The sequence below is a fragment of the Kribbella solani genome, from assembly GCF_014205295.1.
GTDB lineage: Bacteria > Actinomycetota > Actinomycetes > Propionibacteriales > Kribbellaceae > Kribbella > Kribbella solani.
Genome location: NZ_JACHNF010000001.1, coordinates 5,331,421 through 5,348,023 on the forward strand (window position 1 = coordinate 5,331,421; position 16,603 = coordinate 5,348,023).

16 protein-coding genes and 1 riboswitch are annotated in these 16,603 nt (G+C 68.1%); of the genes, 3 read left to right on the plus strand and 13 right to left on the minus strand.

Annotated elements, in window-relative coordinates; all coding sequences use genetic code 11:
- Positions 1-11 precede the first annotated feature (11 nt).
- From HDA44_RS24365 to HDA44_RS24390, 6 genes are all read right to left on the minus strand, one after another.
- Positions 12-404, minus strand: a complete 393-nt coding sequence (locus HDA44_RS24365; RefSeq protein ID WP_184838174.1) for a cyclic nucleotide-binding domain-containing protein — start codon at positions 402-404, stop codon at positions 12-14.
- 67 nt (positions 405-471) lie between these two features.
- Positions 472-1,194: a class I SAM-dependent methyltransferase gene (locus HDA44_RS24370; protein WP_184838176.1), complete on the minus strand. Its 723-nt coding sequence runs from the start codon at positions 1,192-1,194 to the stop codon at positions 472-474.
- On the minus strand, positions 1,191-2,393 hold the full coding sequence (locus HDA44_RS24375; protein WP_184838178.1) for a 3,4-dihydroxy-2-butanone-4-phosphate synthase: 1,203 nt from the start codon (positions 2,391-2,393) through the stop codon (positions 1,191-1,193). The genes HDA44_RS24370 and HDA44_RS24375 overlap by 4 nt, the downstream gene beginning before the upstream one ends.
- 224 nt (positions 2,394-2,617) lie before the next feature.
- The gene (locus tag HDA44_RS24380) at positions 2,618-3,964 is read right to left on the minus strand and encodes a threonine/serine exporter family protein (protein ID WP_184838180.1); all 1,347 of its coding nucleotides are present in this window, start codon (positions 3,962-3,964) and stop codon (positions 2,618-2,620) included.
- Entirely contained in the window at positions 3,954-4,931 is a 978-nt protein-coding gene (locus tag HDA44_RS24385; RefSeq protein ID WP_202887535.1) for a sugar-binding domain-containing protein, read from the minus strand. Before HDA44_RS24385 ends, HDA44_RS24380 begins: the two co-directional genes overlap by 11 nt.
- A 24-nt stretch (positions 4,932-4,955) precedes the next feature.
- Positions 4,956-6,455 (minus strand): glycoside hydrolase family 140 protein, encoded by a 1,500-nt coding sequence (locus HDA44_RS24390; protein WP_184838181.1) that lies wholly within the window; start codon positions 6,453-6,455, stop codon positions 4,956-4,958.
- Between the two features lie 42 nt (positions 6,456-6,497).
- Positions 6,498-6,631: riboswitch (FMN riboswitch) on the plus strand.
- 84 nt (positions 6,632-6,715) lie between these two features.
- On the opposite strand from HDA44_RS24390, the gene ribB reads away from it, so the two are divergent.
- Positions 6,716-7,339, plus strand: coding sequence for a 3,4-dihydroxy-2-butanone-4-phosphate synthase (ribB, locus tag HDA44_RS24395; RefSeq protein WP_184838183.1), 624 nt, complete (start codon positions 6,716-6,718; stop codon positions 7,337-7,339).
- Here ribB and HDA44_RS24400 read toward each other — a convergent pair.
- From HDA44_RS24400 to HDA44_RS24430, 7 genes are read right to left on the minus strand one after another with little or no spacing between them, the layout of a single operon-like run.
- The gene (locus tag HDA44_RS24400) at positions 7,323-8,291 is read right to left on the minus strand and encodes a transketolase family protein (RefSeq protein ID WP_184838185.1); all 969 of its coding nucleotides are present in this window, start codon (positions 8,289-8,291) and stop codon (positions 7,323-7,325) included. The two genes, ribB and HDA44_RS24400, sit on opposite strands and share 17 nt — an antisense overlap.
- Positions 8,288-9,166, minus strand: a complete 879-nt coding sequence (locus tag HDA44_RS24405; RefSeq protein WP_184838187.1) for a transketolase — start codon at positions 9,164-9,166, stop codon at positions 8,288-8,290. The genes HDA44_RS24400 and HDA44_RS24405 overlap by 4 nt, the downstream gene beginning before the upstream one ends.
- A complete protein-coding gene (locus tag HDA44_RS24410; RefSeq protein ID WP_184838189.1) occupies positions 9,163-10,158 on the minus strand; it encodes a sugar phosphate isomerase/epimerase family protein in 996 nt (331 codons plus the stop codon). Before HDA44_RS24410 ends, HDA44_RS24405 begins: the two co-directional genes overlap by 4 nt.
- Before the next feature lie 8 nt (positions 10,159-10,166).
- Positions 10,167-11,057: a carbohydrate ABC transporter permease gene (locus HDA44_RS24415; RefSeq protein WP_184838191.1), complete on the minus strand. Its 891-nt coding sequence runs from the start codon at positions 11,055-11,057 to the stop codon at positions 10,167-10,169.
- Positions 11,054-11,959 carry a carbohydrate ABC transporter permease gene (locus HDA44_RS24420; protein ID WP_184838193.1) on the minus strand — a complete coding sequence of 302 codons (906 nt, stop codon included), beginning with the start codon at positions 11,957-11,959 and terminating at the stop codon, positions 11,054-11,056. The genes HDA44_RS24415 and HDA44_RS24420 overlap by 4 nt, the downstream gene beginning before the upstream one ends.
- Positions 11,960-11,963: 4 nt before the next feature.
- Positions 11,964-13,256, minus strand: coding sequence for an ABC transporter substrate-binding protein (locus HDA44_RS24425; protein WP_184838195.1), 1,293 nt, complete (start codon positions 13,254-13,256; stop codon positions 11,964-11,966).
- Positions 13,253-14,146 (minus strand): nucleoside hydrolase, encoded by an 894-nt coding sequence (locus HDA44_RS24430; protein ID WP_319036801.1) that lies wholly within the window; start codon positions 14,144-14,146, stop codon positions 13,253-13,255. Before HDA44_RS24430 ends, HDA44_RS24425 begins: the two co-directional genes overlap by 4 nt.
- 110 nt (positions 14,147-14,256) lie before the next feature.
- Here HDA44_RS24430 and HDA44_RS24435 point away from each other — a divergent pair, with 110 nt between their 5' ends.
- Both HDA44_RS24435 and HDA44_RS24440 read left to right on the plus strand, forming a co-directional pair.
- A complete protein-coding gene (locus tag HDA44_RS24435; RefSeq protein ID WP_184838197.1) occupies positions 14,257-15,645 on the plus strand; it encodes an FGGY family carbohydrate kinase in 1,389 nt (462 codons plus the stop codon).
- 217 nt (positions 15,646-15,862) lie between these two features.
- Entirely contained in the window at positions 15,863-16,600 is a 738-nt protein-coding gene (locus tag HDA44_RS24440; RefSeq protein WP_184838199.1) for a cupin domain-containing protein, read from the plus strand.
- The last annotated feature ends 3 nt before the right edge of the window (positions 16,601-16,603 follow it).

The following is a 16,603-nucleotide window of genomic DNA, read 5'->3' on the forward strand; positions in this document are numbered from 1 at the left end:
TCGTTCAGGAGCTAACCGCGGCGTTCTTGGATGGTGGCGTCGATGGCGTCGCGGAACGCAGGCAGGCGGCGGGTGAGGTCGTCGAACTTCTCCCGGGTGAAGTGCAGCAGCTGGAGCCGCGACTTCGCCGTGACGGTTGCCGTCCGCAACGTGTTCTTCCGGACCGCGACCTCGCCGGCGATGTCACCCGGGCCGAGTTCGGCGATCTCCTGGCCCTTCTCGCGGACCGCGGCGGTACCACTGAGGATCAGGTACGCGGCGTCCGGCGGCGTCTGCTCAAGGATCAGCGACCACCCGGCCGGTACCGAAACCTCTTCGCCGGCCCGGAAGATGTCCCGGATGTCCCGCCCGGACAGATCCGCGAACAGCGGCAGATCCCGCGGGGATGTCCTACCCAGTGCCACGACGCTCCTCCTCGTCCCCCCGCCGATGTTTCCAGTCGGTAACTCTAACGGCTCCCACCCGCCACGGTCACGTACTCAGCGCGCGGGCCGCGACCAGGAGGACGGGCGGGCGGCGGCGGTGGATGGCAAGGTGGGGGTGGGCGGCTACCTGTTCCGGTGTCGGGAGTGGTTCGTCGAGCACTTCCAGCTGGAACCCATGGCGCCGGAGGGTCGCGACGATCGAGCCGATCGTCCGGTGGTACTTCACCACCCTGTCCACGAACCACGTCCGCTCCCGCCGCCCCTCGTCCGCGTAGTCGTCCACCACACCGTCCGCGGCCACCATCGGGGCGGTCATCACCGGATGCTCCACCGAGAAGACAAACACCCCGGACGACAGCCAGCTCGCTGCTCGGCTGACCAGGATGTCGAAGTCCTCGACGTAGTGGAGAGCCATGCTGCTGACGATCAGGTCCGCGGACCCTGACGGTAGGTCGAAGGTCGCGAGGTCGGCACGCTGGTACCGAACGCGCGGATGCGGGGTAGCCGCCGCGAGCATCTGTTCCGAGGCATCAACAGCCAGCACCTCAGCAGCGCCCGCCATCGCCAGCCGAACCGCGAGACCACCTTCGCCACAGCCCAGATCCACGACCCGAGCCCCGGCGACCGGCAGCGTCGCGAGGACGGCGTTCATCGCCGGGATCTCCAGTTCGTCGTTGATCCCCTGGCCGGTACGGCGCAGGTGGCGGTATCCGGCAAGGAAGTCCGGGTCGTCGTACAACCCGGCACCGTCACGCGGTCGCCCGGTCATAACCAGCGGGCCAGGTCGTGAATGTCGATCATCGGTAGCTCCCATCGGAGGGCGAACTGTTCGAGGTCGGACGCGCCGGCCATCACCCCGTCCGGGCGCATCACCTCGCAGCACACCCCGACCGGCGCCAGCCCGGCGGCCACGCACAACGCGACAGTCGCCTCGGTGTGACCGCAACGCTCGGCCAGCAAACCAGGTCGCGCGGCCAGCGGGAACACGTGCCCGGGCCGTAAGAAGTCGGACGGTACGGCATCCGCCGACGCGAGCCGCCGAATCGTCGCCGCCCGGTCGGCCGCGGACACCCCGGTCCCGTCCGACGAGGCGAGATCGATCGGCACATGCATCGCCGTACCCTGCCGGTCGCCGCCGCCCGGGATCGGCCCGATCTCCAACCGCTGCAGTACGTCGGCCGCGCACGGGATCGTCGTATGCCCGCAAGCCTGGGTCAGCAGGAACCGCATCGCCTCCGGCCGGAACCGCTCGCCCGCGAAGACCACATCGCCTTCACCTTCCGCGGTCGGGTCCCACACCACTACCCCACCACCCGCGGCGATCTGTGCGACCACCTTCTGGACGCCGGTCTCACCGCTCAGCTGTCCGGCCCACGGCAATCGCGCCACCGCCCGCTGGAACTCCGGCCCGTGTCCTTCGCGCGCCATCCGGACGAGCAAGTCGCTCTCCAGGTTGACCCGGCTGCCGGCGGTAAGCGCGCCGAGTTTCGTCTTCGCCAGCGTGGCCGGTACGAGCACGACCGAGAACCGGTCCTTCAGTACCTCGGCGACCGTGATGCTGACCCCGTCGATCGCCACCGAGGTCTTCGCCACCAGCCGGGCCAGGAGCCGCTCTGGCGGCTTGATCCAGACCCGGTGCCCGGCCGGCTCCACGTCGACCCGCAGTACCTTGCCGACGCCCTCGACGTGCCCCTGGACGAGATGTCCGTCGATCCGGTCGCCGATGGCAACCGGCAGCTGGACGTGCAGCACCGTGCCGGCGCAGATCCGGTCGAAGGTCGTACGGCGGCGGGTCTCCTCGGTGACCACGACCTCGATCTCCCCGGGCGAAATCGGTTCGGCGCTGAACCTGATCCCGTCGAGGCAGACCGCGCCACCCGGCGCGACCGTGATCTCGGTCCGGACCCGCAACAGGTCGCCCGCGATCCCGGCGACGGTGCCTACCTGCTCGATCAATCCTGTGAACATGCTTCGCTCTCCGCCACTCGTTCATGGCCAGGGACCTCAAGCGTGCCAGTTACCGGGCACTTGGTCCGAGCTGAAGCGGGGTATCACCGCGTGGCCCCGGTCGCACCGGGTTGCTCCGCCTTCCGGCAGAGTCGACGGGCCTGGACCAGGTCCAACCGTCACACCGTGGAATCGCACCAGGCGGCATTAAATCACGGCATCTGCGCGTCGCACTGTTGACCAGCTCACTGGGCCGCGCGTCGGCGGCGCCTGGTTCGGTTGGTCCGGCGGCGTACCGGGCGGCGTGGTCCGACCAGACGCGGGCCGGCCAGCCGGTCCTCCAGGCGGCGCGCTTCGCGGCGGATCGGCTGCGCCACGTACTCGCCGAGGATCAGGCCGGAGGCCAGGGCGACGCCGATGGCGACCGCGGTGGTGAGGCTGACGATGCCGAAGATGTTGCTCCGCGCCATCAGTTCGTACAGGCCGCGGTAGATGGTCAGGCCGGGCAGCAGCGGGATCGAGCCCGCGACGACCACGACCAGCGGCGGTACGCCGGTGCGCCGGCCGCTGGAGTAACCGCCCAGGCCGACGACGAAGGCTGCCGCGGCGGTCGACCAGGCCGGGCCGAAGGATGCCCGGGTCATCAGCGTGAAGACCAGCGATGCCAGCGCGCCCATCACCGCCACCGGGAGCAGCGCGCGCAGGGGCGCGTACGTCGCGTACGCGAACGCGGTCGCCATCACCGCGCCGGAGATGACCATCACCGGAAGGTTCGTCAGCTGGATCGCCTGCGGTTCGATGCCGACGTTCAGCCCGAACTTCAGTCCCAGCGTCAGACCAAGGGACACCCCGGCGATGATGCCGCCGGTGAGCAGCATCGCTTCCAGACTTCGGGCCGCGGCGGTCACGTAGTACCCGGTGATCGCGTCCTGGACCGCACCGGTGAGGGCGATTCCGGCCAGCAACATAATGATGCCTGCGGCAACTACCAGTGATGGTTTCACCGGTGCGTCCACGGCGTACAGACCGAGCGCGACCGCGGTTGCCACGAATGCGCCGGCGACCTGCTGGTAGAACGCGGGCAAGCGCTGCCGGTTGAACCAGCGGTTGTTCAGGTCGATCACGATCGCGGTCAGGACCGCCACCGCGGTGATCAGCCAGCCACCGCCGAGCAGCAGCGTCGCGCCGCCCGCCATCACGCCCCAGGCGAGCACGGCGCTCCAGCGCGGGTACGGCGGCCCGGCGGACGTCAGCCGGGCCAGCTCCCGCGAAGCCTCCTCGCGCGTCACGTCACCGCGCGCGAACCGGCGGACCAGGCGGTCGACGTCGGTCAGCCGGGAGAAGTCCTGCGACCGGTACCGGACCAGGCGGATGTGCGTCTCGGGCGCGACATCCGGCGCCTCCTGGTACGAGACGGCCATCGAGGTGAAGGTGATGTCCACCTCGCACCCGCGCAGCCCACCGGCCGCGGTCACGCCGAGGATCGTCGCGGTCGCGTCCGCCGTACCGGCGCCGCTGGACAGCAGCACCTCACCGACCCGCAAGGCCAGGTCGATGGTCGCGTAGACCTCCCGCTGCTCGTCAGGCTGCATCTAACAAACGCTGTGCCATCGCGAGGTCGGTGATCAGGATGTTGACCCAGCCGCCGAGCAGAGCGGCGCGAATGGCCGAGTACTTGCGGTCGCCACCGGCCACGCCGATCCGGCGCGGCACCGCCAGCAGCTCCTTCGCGGTCACCCCGATGACCCGTTGGTCGAACGTCGAGCGCACCAGCTTTCCCTCTTCGTCGAAGAACCGGAAACACACGTCCCCGACGGCACCGAGCCTGCGCAGCTCGTCCTGGTCGGCCTCGGCGACCGCGTTCCCGCTGCGCTGCAGCAGCGGTGACGGCTCCAGGCTGCCGATCCCGACCAGGGCGTCGGTGAGCTGTCCCCAGGTGCCCAGAACGTCCCGAACCGACACATCGTTCATCATCGCCCGCCGGACCGCGGGTGTCCCGACCAGGCCGGGCGCCGGCAGGTACACCGGCATCCCACCGGTCAGCTCGGCGAACCGCGCGGTCAGCCGGGTGGCCTGCATCTGCACCGCCGCGTCACCGAGCCCGCCGACGATCTGGACCACCTTGTCGACCACCGGCACGCTCTTGCGTGGCATCCGGTCGACGGCGCTGAGCAGCGTCTCGCTCCAGGACGAGATGCCGACCAGATGCCCGCCGGTGAGCGTCATGTCCAGGTACGCCGCCGCGCCGGAACCGAGCGCGGACAGTACGTCCTCGCCAACACCCAGCGTGTCGACGACAACCGCGTCCCGCAGTCCGTACCGGCCCTGCAGCTCGTCTTCGAGATCACTGTGGACGCCACTCGGCATGGTCACCACGGTGCGGACGATACCGACGTCGACGGCCTGCCTGAGCATCCGCGACACCCGTGCCTGGGACAGGTTCAGTTCGGTGGCGATCCGCGGCTGGCGGATGCCCTTCTCGTGGTACATCCGCGCCACCTTCGCGAGCAGCCGCAGCTCGTCCAGCCCCGGCCGGCGCACACCACGGTTGCTGTTCACGGCGCTCCTTTCGATGAACCTGGACTATAGGCAGATGTAGACCCGCGGCGCGCCACCAGGATCAGGGATCGGAGCCTGGGGCGTGTCGCGTTCCCCGGCGGCGACGATCGATCCGTCCCGCGGATCGACGATCGTGTACGCGAGCGGGACGCTGTCGTCGAACACCATCACCGGCCCGCCGTGCTCGCGGTACACGATCAGGCCCCCGGCCGGCGTACTCAGCGCGCGCCCCGAGATCACCCGGGTCCAGTCCGGCGCCAGATCGGTCGTCGGCAGGCCGGCAAGGACCTTCCCGAGCATGCCGACGTACGTCGATCCCTCGAAACCGATCGCCTCCCGCCAGCCCGCGCCTGGTGCCAGAAAGAACTCGGAGTGCCCCGGTTCGTCCGCGTGCAAACGCCATTGCCACAAGCTGCCCGCGCCGTACACGACGCCCATCGTCCCGCCCGCGCACAGGTTGCTCCACGCTTCATGCCCTTGCCACCAACCTTCGGCGACACCAGTACGGCCAGTGTGCTCGTACGTTGGCTCGCCGTTCGCGACCGCCTTGACCGGCTCGTTCCGCCACATGTCCGCGACCCGCTCGGGTACGTGCTCGCCGGTGTGCCCGGTCTGGCACCACTGGAAGTCCAGCCAGTCGGCGTCCTGGTGAGCGTTCGCCCGGATGTGCGGGCGGTAGTGGATGCCGGTCGGCTGCTCGTAGCAGTCCGCGGCGTGTACTTCCGCTCCGCCCGCGGCGATCTGTGGCTCGGTGCCCGAACCGTCAGCACCGACCAGGTAGATCGCGGGACCGGCGCCGTACCGGGCGACCAGGTAGCGGCAGTACGCCGCGTACTCGGACGCCGGGACCACTGTTCCGGCGACATCCAGGCCTTTCCAGCCGAAGCCGTGGAAGACGGGTTGCAGTACGGGTACCAGGCCATGCTCGATCAGGATGCGGATCAGGACGTCGAGGTACTGGAAGTAGTCGGCGTTCGGCTCGTTGAGATGTCCGGTGGGGAGATCCTCGAACGCGACGCCGAATCCCTCGTCCTGGGTACGGTCTCGTGGGCCGGATGCGCGCATGTCTGGCTGGACGGTCATGAGGAGGACCGCGTTGAAGCCTTTCGCTTGCCGGTCGGCGGCATACAGGCGGACCTGGTCCGGAGTTGCGCGCCACGGGAGCGCCCAGGCGGTGTCGGCGATCATCAGAGCCGGCGTACCGTCCGCGTGCACCACGCTCCGCCCACCAGGCGACATCCGCCAGAACCCGTGCCGGTAGAACGGGTTGGGCTCGTCGGCAGGTGCCGGTTGCACCTCGAACTCACCGCCGGCTGACCCGCTGGTCCATCGCCAGTGCCCCGCCTCCGGCGCCGCGAAGCGGACGCGGAAGATCCGCTCGCCATCCCAGAACGCCGGACGCCGTAGGCGTCGTCCGGACTCGTGCACAAAATCCACCCAGCGCTCAGCGGCGAAGGGTGGCTCGAGCGCCTCGGCGGCCGGAAGGGTGAGCTCGAGTTCTCGCCAGATGGGTGAGATGGACATGACACTCCTCGAGTGCTGGTTGCGGTTAAGCTGGGGACGAACACACGTGCTCTGGGGTCGGTGAAATTCCGAGCCGGCGGTGACAGTCCGCGACCCGTGACTTCGTCAGAAGAAGCGGTTGACCTGGTGGAACTCCAGGACCGACGGTAAAAGTCCGGATGGGAAGACGCACGTGGCAACCGCACGTCCGCCGGACCGGGACGTGAGGTTTGCCGTTGCCCCGGAGTGCTGTCGACAGCACCGCCGAGAGGACAACGACGATGAACCCGCTGAACACGCTGACCAGCCTGGACACGATCGACCACGCGGTTGCCGAGCTCGCCGCCGGGCGCCCGGTCGTGGTGATCGACGACGCGGACCGCGAGAACGAAGGCGATCTGACCTTCGCCGCGAGCCTGGCGACGCCCGAGCTGATGGCCCTGCTCGTCCGCCACACCAGCGGGTACGTCTGCGCGCCGGCCGCCGCGGAGATCCTGGACCGGCTCGAGCTGCCGTTGATGGTCCCGGACAACCAGGACAGCCTGCGCACCGCGTACACGATCTCGGTGGACGCGGCGACCGGCGTCGGCACCGGCATCTCGGCGGCGGACCGGGCGCGTACCGTCCGGGTGCTGGCCGATCCCTCGGCCGGGCGCACGGACCTGATCCGGCCCGGTCACATCCTGCCGCTGCGCGCGGTCGACGGAGGCGTCCGGCAGCGGCCCGGCCACACCGAAGCCACCGTCGACCTGCTGAAGCTGGCCGGCCTGCCGCTGGTCGGCGTGATCGGCGAGCTCATGAACGACGACGGCACCCTGATGACCGGCACGGATCTGCGGGGGTTCGCCGACGCTCATGGCTTCGCGCTGATCTCGATCGCCGACCTGGTCAGCTACCTGTCCTGACCAGCTTGCGGGCGGCGTCGGCGATGCCCTCGGGGGACAGGCCGTAGCGGTCCAGCAGGTAGCCGGCCGACCCCGTGGGCGCGAACTCGGGAATCCCGAGGATCGACACCCGGGCCGGATGCCGCTGCACCACGGTCTCCGCGACCGCGCCGCCGAGCCCACCGCCGGAGACCGCCTCCTCGGCGGTGACGATGCCGGCCGTCTCCCGCGCGGCCGCGACCACGGCGTCGACGTCCAGCGGCCGCACCGTCGGCATCGACAGTACGCGGGCCGAAATGCCCTCCGCGGCGAGCCGTTCCGCGGCGGCCAAGGCCCGCCACAGCACCGTCCCGTTGCTGATCACTGTCACGTCGCCGCCTTCGCGAACCGTGATCGCCTTGCCGAGCACGAACGAGTAGTCGTCGGCGTACACCTTCGGCACGCTCATCCGGCTGACCCGGATGAACACCGGCCCTTCCGAAGCGGCCGCCCAGCGCAGCGCGGCCGCGGTTTCGATCGGGTCCGCCGGGACGATGATGGTCAGCCCAGCGATCGCGCGCAGCCAGGCGATGTCCTCGATCGAATGATGCGTCGGGCCGAGTTCTCCGTACGCGACGCCGGGACTCATCCCGCAGAGTTTCACGTTCGTCTTCGAGTACGCGACGTCGGCCTTGATCTGTTCGAGCGCGCGCCCGGTGAGGAAGCAGGATGCCGCCGAGACGAACGGGATCCGGCCGCCGTTCGCCAGCCCGGACGCGACGCCGACCATGTCCTGCTCGGCGATCCCGACGTTGATCAGCCGGTCCGGGAACGCCTTCCGGAAACTGTTCAGCTTGCTCGATCCGACCGAGTCGTTGACCACGCCAACGATCCGATGATCCGCCTCGGCAAGCTGGGCCAGCGTTTCCACGTACGCGTCCCGGCAGTCGTAGCGCGGCTGATCGGCAATCGAAGCGGTCTCCAGGACTGTCATTGCAGCTCCTCCAGGGCCTGCTGGTATTCAGCGGCATCGGGTACGCGGTGGTGCCAGGCGACGTTGTTGCTCATGAACGAGATCGGGTGGCCCTTGTGCGTATGGGCGATCACGAAGGTCGGTTTGCCCGGCCGAAACGGAACAGCGGACAGTACGTCCAGCAGCTCGCCGTGATCGTGCCCGTTCACCTCGACGACCGCGAACCCGAACGCGGCCGCCTTCTCCGGCAGCGGGTCGAGATCGTTGGTCTCCTTCGTGGTCGCGCCCTGCTGCAGCCGGTTCCGGTCGACGATCACGGTCAGCCGATCCAGCTGGTACTGCGAGGCCGCCATCATCGCCTCCCAGTTCGACCCTTCCTGCAATTCACCGTCGCCGACCAGGACGTACGTACGCCGCAACGAGACGTCGAGCTTCGCGGACAGCGCGTGGCCGACCGCGACCGGCAGACCGTGCCCGAGCGGGCCGGTGTTCGCCTCGACGCCGGCCACCTTGTTCCGGTTCGGGTGCCCGTTCAGCGCGGACAGCGGCTTCAGGAAGGTCGCCAGTTCCTCGACCGGCAGGAACCCGAAGGCGGCCAGCGTGGTGTACAGCGCGCCGGCGACATGTCCCTTGCTGAGGATGAAGCGGTCCCGCTCCGGGTCGTCGACCCGCGCGGGCGAGATGTCGAGCACCGCGCCGTACAGCGTGGCCAGGATGTCGATCGCGGAGAAGTCGCCGCCGATGTGCCCGGCGCCGGCGTGATGGACCAGCTTGAGGTCCTGAATCCGGATCTGTTTCGCGGCCTCGGCGATCCACGCGACCTGCTCGGCCCGGCTGCTGTGCACCGGCAACCGCGCGCGGACGGGCATGGTCGTGTGCTCGGCTGTCAAACTCATACGATCTCCGCCATCGAACTCAGCAACACTTTCTGGACCAGCCGCTGCGCCGCCAGCGCGTCGTGCGCGGCCTGCGCCGCCGCGAGCGCCTCCTCGTCCAGTACGTCCAGCGCGTGGTGTACGGCCTTGAGAAAACGAATCGCCTGCTTGGCAGCCTCGACGCTGTCCTCCCGGAACGGGAACTGGTCGAGCTGCCAGACCCCTTCCCAGTTGTTCTTCCGCAGCGTGTGGAAGAACTCGAACGTCTCGACCAGGTGCACCGAGCCGACCACCATGTCGTCGTCCCAGCCGCGCAGGTTGTCGTTCACGTCGATCGCGAACAGCCGGTTGTAGTCGATCGCCAGCTGCGCCGCGTCGGCCGGCGTCTCCTGGCCGTACAGCGAATGCCCGAAGTCGAGCAGGATGCCCAGGTTCGGCAGCCCGATCTTCTCGATCCCGAGCAGGGTCCGGGCCACGTTCGGGAAGATGATCTTCACCCGCGGTTCACGCGGTTTGTACTCGATCACGAAGTTGATGTCCGGGTGCGCGGACACCAGTTCCTTCAGGCCGTCCAGCGCAAGGTTCCAGATGTCGTGGTAGTTCACCTGGAACGGGTAGTCCCAACCGTCCTGCCCGGGCCACAGCTTCACGTACGAGCAGCCGAGGTCCTTCGCGAGCTCGGTTGCCTGGTGCAACAGTTCGAGTGCTTGCTTACGCACCGCCGGATCCGGGTTGGTCAGCGATCCCTTGACGAAGTCGCGGGTGTAGATCTCCGGCGTGATCGCGATCGCCTTCAGCTGGTTCCGCTCCAGCGCGGCCTTCACCTCGTCGAGCGTCCCGTCGTACCCGGCGAACGGCCAGTTCAGGTCGACCACCGACAGGTCGCCGACGGCACCGGCGCGGTCGATCTGCTCGAGCAGGCCGACCGGTTCGCCGTACCCGTCGGTGGCGTAACGGTCCTTGTAGGTGGCGAAGTGCCAGATACCCGCGCCGAAGACCGGCATGTCAGTCATCTTTGTTCCTATCCTTTCAGGGAGCCGGCGGTCAGACCGCCGACGATCCAGCGCTGGAGCAGGGTGTAGGCGATCAGGATCGGGACCACGGCGATCAGAATTCCGGCCGCGAGCCCGGTGTTGTTGTTGGCGAACTGGCCCTGGAAGTTGAGCAGCCCGACCGGGATGGTCTTGTGCGCGTCCGAGTTCAGCAGGATCAGCGCGAACAGGAACTCGTTCCAGGTCGCGACCGCGTCCAGGATCGCGACGGTGACCAGGGCCGGCACCGACAACGGCAGGATCATCGTGAAGAACACCCGCCAGTCGCCGGCGCCGTCGACCTTCGCGGCCTCGATGATCTCGTCCGGGATCTGCCGGAAGAACGACTGCAGGACCAGTACCTCGAACGGGATACCGAACGCCAGGTACGGCCCGATCAGCCCGAAGATGCTGTCGGTCGCGCCGGCCGAGCGCATCATGATGAAGACCGGCACGATGGTGATGTAGATCGGGATGGTCAGTCCGAGGAAGACCGTGAACATCACCGTCCGGCGGAACCGCATCCGCAACTTCGCGAGCGCGAACCCGAGCATCGCCGAGATCAGTACGCCGACCGGCACCTTGATCAGCGCGAGCAACGCGCTGTTGCGGTACGTGGTGGCGAAGTTGCCGATCCCCCACGCGTCGGAGAAGTTCTTCCAGGTGAAGTCGGCCGGCCACGACAGCGGGCCGTTGCCGATGAAGTCGGACAGCGGGCGTACGGCGGTGATCACCAGGAGCGCCAGCGGTGAAATCCAGAAGAGAGCTATCACCGCCAGGACGAATGTCATCACCAGGCCGCGACGTCCTTTGGGCGCGGGACTGTCGGATCGGGTGGCTGCGATCGGCAGGTCCACCGGCGCTTGAGCCGTGACGGTCATGAGGCCTCCCTGGTCTGGGAGCGTACGTAGGGGATTCCGACGGCCACTGCCACCAGTGTGATCACGACGGCGATCGCGGTGCCGTAGCCGGCCTGGTAGTACTGGAAGACGTTGAAGTACATCCACGTCCCCATCACCTGCGTCGACGTACCCGGACCGCCGTACGTCATCGCGTAGATCATGTCGAACACCTTGAACGAATCGATCAGCGACAACGCCAGCACGATGTAGTGCGCCGGCCGCAAACTCGGCATCGTCACATGCCAGAACTGCTGCCATTTCGTCGCACCGTCGACGGTCGCCGCCTCGTACAACTCGTTCGGAATGCCTTGCAGCGCGGCCAGGTAGAGCAGCATCGGGAAGCCCGTACGCAGCCAGATCGCCGGCACCATCACGGCCCACAGCGCGGTCGAGTCCTGCCCGAGCCAGGCCTGCGCGAGGCCGTCCAGCCCGATCATCCGCAGGAACGAGTTGATCGCGCCGTACTGCGGGTTGTACAGCCAGCCCCAGATGCTCGCGATCGAAACCAGCGGCAGTACGGCGGGCGTGTAGAAGATCAGCCGCAGGATCGGCTTGCCGTGCACCTTGCCGTTCAGCGCGATCGCCAGCAGCAGGCCGATCACGGTCGGGACGGCGATCGTGACGACCGTCCAGATCAGGTTGTTCTGCACCGCGCTCACCACGACCGGGTCGTGCGGCAGCTTGAAGTAGTTGTCCAGACCAACGAACTTGTACGTCGCGCTGAGGCCGTCCCAGTTCGTCAGGCTGAACCACAGTGAGGACAACGCCGGGTACACCAGGAACGCGACGTACACCGCCAGCGCCGGAATGGCGAACAACCACGGCGACCAGCGGCCACCACGTTTGACCGTGCTGGGTTTGACTGCGACTGTGCCGGCCATCGACTCAGCTCTTCGCCCAGGCGGAGACGATCTCCTGCATCTTCTTCGCGGCCGCGTCCGGCTGCACCGAACCCTGCAGCAGATCGCTCTGTACGCTGAAGTACTGGTCGGCCTGCTTCTTCGGGAACGCCTGGTCCTGAATCGTGTAGAACGGGTTGCCGCCGTACTTCGTCGACCACTCCGCCGACAACGGCAGCGCCTTCGGGTCCGGCTCGGCGCCCTTCACGGTCGACGCGCTGATCTGCATCGCCTTCTGGGCCGCTGGCTGCAGGATGAAGTCGAGCAGCGCGGCCGCCTTGTCGGCGTTGCCGGTCTTCGCGTTGATCATGTAGCCCTCGACGAAGCCCGAGTGCCGGGCCGGCGTCTTGTCGGTCGGCAGCTCGAAGTTGCCGAACCCGGCCGGGCTCTTCTTCGCGGTCAGGATCGCGGCCGCCTCGGTCCACGGCCCGGTGATCGTGTACGCGGTCTTGCCCTGGACGTACCCGGGCTCGATGTCCGCGGGATCAAGACCGAGCGCGCCCTGCGGCAGCCATTTCTTGTCCTGCCACTTCTTGAACAGCGTGAACGCCTCGACCACCTCGGGACGGTCCCAGCTCTCGGCGCCCGTCAGCAGCTTGTCGTGCAGGTCCGGGCCGGCGGTGTGCTCCAGCAGGTACTCGAACAACCGCATGATGTCCCAGCCGTACTTGCCGCCGAGTCCACAAGGCGTGACGCCGACAGCCACCAGCTTGTCGTTCAGCGCCTCCAGCTCGGCGTACGTCTTCGGCGGGCCGCTGACACCGGCCTTGGCGAACAACGACTTGTTGTACCAGGCACCGATCCCGAGGGACACGAACGGAACCCCCGTCTTCACGCCGTCGAACGTCATCCCGCCGATCGCCGTGGTGCTGATCTTCGAGTCCCAGCCGTACTTGGAGTAGTACGGCGACAGGTCGAGGGCCTGCTTCGCCTTCGCGAACGGCGCCCCGATCTGGCCGCCCCAGATCCGCCAGATGTCCGGACCCTTGCCGCCGAGCAACTCCGTCCGCAGCTTGTCCGGATAGACCGCGGCACCTGAACCCGGCAGGCTGTCCACCGTCGTGGTCGTGCCGTTCTGCTCGTCGAACTTCTTGATCTGCGCCTTCAGCAGGCCGATGGTCTCGTCACCTTCGTAGGTGAACAGGCGCAGCTCGTTCGACCCGCTCTGGGTGGCTCCCCCGCCGGTCGACGCACCACCGCCCGTACACGCGGACAGACCGGCGCCGAGCGCGGCGGCGGACGTGAGACCGAGGAAACCCCGGCGGGTGAAGTTGCTCATGACATACTCCTTTGGCGGGCAAAGCGGCGGATCTTGGCGAACATGTCCGCCAGCAGGAAGCGGACGTCGACCTGCTCACAGACCTGGATCGGGTTGTCGGTACCGGGCAGGTACCAGCCGTCGACACCGAACCGCGGCGCCGGCTGGACCCGCATGTCCCCGCTGCGTGGATAGAGCATCAGCGCGATCGCCGGGGAGTCACCGAGCGAGCGCGACTCGATCGGTTCAGGGTGATGTTCCGCGTTCCACGCGACCAGCTGGTCGATCAGGTACCGGCCGAGCGGCCCGGCGTCGCCGATCTCCTCCTCGAGTTCGGCGTAGCTCACCGACACCTTCGTGTACACGTCGCTCGGCACCTGCCAGACGGTCATTCCGGACCCGAACACCACGTTGGCGGCGTGGATGTCGTTCGACAGGTTGAACTCGATCCCGGGGTACGTCGCGTACCCGCGGTAACCCCGGCCGCCGATCCAGACCACGATCACGTTCCGGTGTACGAGGTCCGGGTCGAGCAGGATCGCCGATGCCATGTCGGTCAGTGGACCGAGGAACGACACGTACAGCGGGTCGTCCGCCGTGGCGAGCTTCGACTCCTCGACGATCAACCGGGCGCCGGGTGAGTCGAGCGGGGTCTGCTCGTCCGGGATGCCGGTCGGAGCACCGTCCGCGACCGGCACCTTGCCGGTCAGGTCCATCAGGTCCAGCAGCAGGTCGATCTCCTCGCGCGACTCCGCCATGCTGCGGTTCGACCGGCGAGTACCGAAGTGCGCGGGGATCAGACCGCGGACGTCGAAGCTCGGCGACAGCAGCCCGTGCACGATCGCGAACTGATCGTCGGCCTCGTTCTTGGCATCGGTGTTGATGATCACCCGGCGTCTGGTCGGCCTCACACGCACGCTCCTACGAATAGATATTCAGTACTGCATAGCCTGTCGCCCAGAGTGTCACCATCCGGCTAGAGTCACGTCAAGACCTCGGTTGAAAGTTGGAGGGACTTGTGATGGTCCAGGCGGTGCTGGCGATCGATCAGGGCACGACGAACTCCAAGGCCGTGCTGGTCGACGCCGATGGCAACGTGCTCGGGACCGGCTCGGCACCGGTCGGGCTGTCCACGCCACGCCCGGGCTGGGTCGAGCAGGATGCCGAAGATCTCTGGCAGAGCGTGCTTCTCGCGATTGCCGGCTGCGTGCGGTCCAACGTTGAAATCGTGGGCCTCGCGCTCTCCACCCAGCGCGAATCGGTCGTCGGCTGGGATCGCTCAGGCACGCCGGTCGGGCCGGTGCTCGGCTGGCAGGACGCCCGTACCGCCGAATGGTGCCGCCAGCTTCCTGCATCCGTTGACGATCTGGTCCGGCGCCGGACCGGACTTCGGGTCGACGCGATGTTCTCCGCGCCCAAACTACGCTGGCTTCTCGACCGTACCGATGCCCTTGCCGGCACCGTCGACAGCTGGCTGGTCCATCGGCTGACTGGTTGCCGTGAGCACCTTATTGAGGCCGGCAACGCGTCGCGGACGTTGCTCTACGACACCATTGATCTCGACTGGTCGGCGGAGCTGCTGGACGCTTTCGGCGTACCCCGCTCGGCGTTGCCCGAAGTACGCCCGTCCAACGCCGGATTCGGTACGACACAAGGCGTACCTGGTCTCGCGGACGGGATTCCGATCGTCGCCGTACTCGCGGACTCGCACGCCGCGATGTACGGCCAGGGCTGCACGAGTACGGGCCTGGTCAAGGCAACGTACGGCACCGGTTCGTCGGTGATGACACCGGTGGACGGCTTCGTCCCGAGCGGATGCACGTTGGCCTGGCTGACGGATCGACCGAGGTACGCGCTCGAAGGCAACATCGTTTCGTCCGGCGCCGCGCTCGCCTGGACCGCCGACCTCCTCGGCCTCCCGGCCGTCGGCGCACTGATCGAACTGGCCGCAACCGTACCGGCGGCGGACGGCGTCACGCTCGTACCGGCCTTCTCCGGCCTCGGCGCACCACACTGGAATCGCGATGCCCGCGCGACCCTCAACGGAATGAGCAGCTCCACCACCCGCGCTCACGTCGCCCGAGCCGCGGTCGACGCGGTCGCGCACCAGATCTGCGACATCACCGACGCCCTCCCTGACCCGCTGACCACCCTCCGCGCCGACGGCGGCGGCACGGTGTCCACCCTCTTGATGCAAACCCAGGCCGACCTCCTGGGCCACCCGGTACAAGCCGCCGACCTGCCCCAGATCTCGGCCCTCGGCGCCGCCGAACTCGCCTGGACCACCCTCGGCGCACCCACCAACTGGCCCGCCGGCCGCACGTACCGCACCTTCACCCCCGCCATCACCCCGGCAGCACGCGCCCACGCCCGCGCCCACTGGTCAAACGCCGTCCAAACCATCAGCTGACGGCGTACCGAAGGGCGGGTAGCGCACCGGCGCTACACCGTTCTGACAGGCATGCCCCCGCTCAGCCGCGCCGGGCACTCGGCACCACTACCCGTTCTTGCGTACACCAGCGGGCGGAGATCGCTTTCCGTCGCGGGTTGACTGGGGGTGGGGGGCCACTTACAGTAGCGGTCACAGGGTTTGGAAAGCCCTTTCCAAGGGTCTGTGGGAGGTGTGCGTGGGTGGGTTCGGGTCCGGGGCTGTGTTGCCGGGCGGGATCGGTGTGTCGAAGGTGACCGTCTACGACGTCGCCACGCAGGCAGGGCCGCCTGGGGGTACGCCGCATGTGCACCTGGCCTGCGCCGAGGGGTACTACGTGCTCGCCGGAAGCGGAACGGTCGAGACCCTGAACACGAAGGGTTACACCGAGACCCCGCTGCAGGCCGGGACCATGGTGTGGTTCGAGCCCGGCACGATTCACCGGCTGATCAACGGTGGTGGGCTGGTGATCCTCGCGCTGATGGCGAACTCCGGTCTGCCGGAGGCGGGCGATGCCGTACTGACGCTACCGCCGCGACACCTCGCCGATCGGGAGGCGTACCAGCGTGCGACGGCGCTCAGCGGCGAAGGCGACGCCCGGACGACGGCCGCGATCGCGCGGCGAGACCTTGCCCTGCAGGGGTACGCGGACCTGCGCGAACGGTACGAATCGGACGGACCGATCGCGCTGGCCAGCTTCTTCGCGGCCGCGATCCGGATCGTCCAACCGCAACTCGCGGACTGGCGGCACCGCTGGGAACAGGGCGCCCGCCGCCTCGCCGACGCGACCGGCACCGCGCTGGACGCACTGGAGATCGGCGACGCGGCCTACCTGGAAAGAGCCGAAGTGGGCCGGCTGAATGCTCCGACCGAGAGCGGACGGCACGGGATGTGTGGGTGGCTGGACATTTACGAGACAGGCGTGACACGAGCGTGAGAG